Raw genomic sequence first — 1,028 nt, forward strand, 5'->3', positions numbered from 1 at the left:
TCCCAGTTGGATGCGTCCCTTTATAGTTGCAGGGTTGAGTGCCCTGATGGTGAGTTTTTTATGGCTTAAGACCAGTTGAAGGGCAAAGGATGGCAACAGTCTGTCCTTGTAGGTAACGAGCAGGTGTTCTCTGCGAAGGATGCCGTCTCTGTCGGATGTTGTGTTGTCGTGACCCAGTGCCAGTGCGGCGCTGGAGAGCCTGGCCTCGGGGGTGTGTAGGACCCGTGCAGTGTTAAACCTACCTCCAGGCAAGGACGCAACGGAGTTTTTGTGTAACGGTTCCGTTAGTTTACCTATAGTGTCAACAGTTTTCTCCTCTGGGAGGTGCGAGTCAAAGGAGATATGAACGGGCAGTACGACGTTACCCGCAGACTGGATAGCGTTGGCCATGTTGGCGCCTTGGCTGAACTCCTTCAGGATATTGCTTAACTCCGTGGCGAGTTTGTCGGTTGAAGAGGTTGTGTGTTTTTCAAGTCTTGTCTGCAGGTCCTTAATGGCGGAGAGTTTTTCACTTTCGCCCTCGTCCTTGTAGAATATGGTGATACCGATGACAGATGCACCGGCTGTCTTGAGCTTGTTGATAGCCTCGACCATGATAGAGCGTTGTGGTGGCCAGTGCCCCAGCCTTTCTATGCTCTCGTCGTTGATAGCAACGATGGCAATGTTGTCTGGGGATTTTTTATGTCGCAAACCTTCTCTGAAGTCGTAGTTGACGTACTCCAGGTATCTGAAGGGGTACCATTGCACCAGGAAAACAATCATCGTCAGCAGCGAAATCACAGCCCCAACACCCCAGTTGGGTATCTTTATCGGATATTTATTCATCGATACAAACAGTCTCAACATCAATTATATACAAACCCCTTGCAACTTTTCAATAGCCCCCCCAGCAGGGCAATTGCATTAGAAATGAGTATGAATTGTTAATAGCTTACCTTTGTTTAAAAACAAGCCTGCGCAGGAAAGGGTCAAGGGGGCTGGCCCCCTTGCAGGGGGTTCTGAAGGGGGGCGGAGCCGCCCCTTTTTTT

The 1,028-nt window shown here is 50.0% G+C and carries 1 protein-coding gene; it reads right to left on the reverse strand.

Annotation, left to right across the window (positions count from 1 at the left end; all coding sequences use genetic code 11):
• Nucleotides 1-846, reverse strand: an 846-nt coding sequence (locus HWQ67_RS19605; RefSeq protein WP_218254380.1) for a CHASE2 domain-containing protein, incomplete at its 3' end; no start/stop codon positions are given.
• Between the last annotated feature and the right edge of the window lie 182 nt (nucleotides 847-1,028).

Origin of the sequence: Candidatus Magnetobacterium casense, from assembly GCF_019173545.1 — a bacterium.
Taxonomy (GTDB): Bacteria; Nitrospirota; Thermodesulfovibrionia; order Thermodesulfovibrionales; family Magnetobacteriaceae; genus Magnetobacterium; species Magnetobacterium cryptolimnobacter.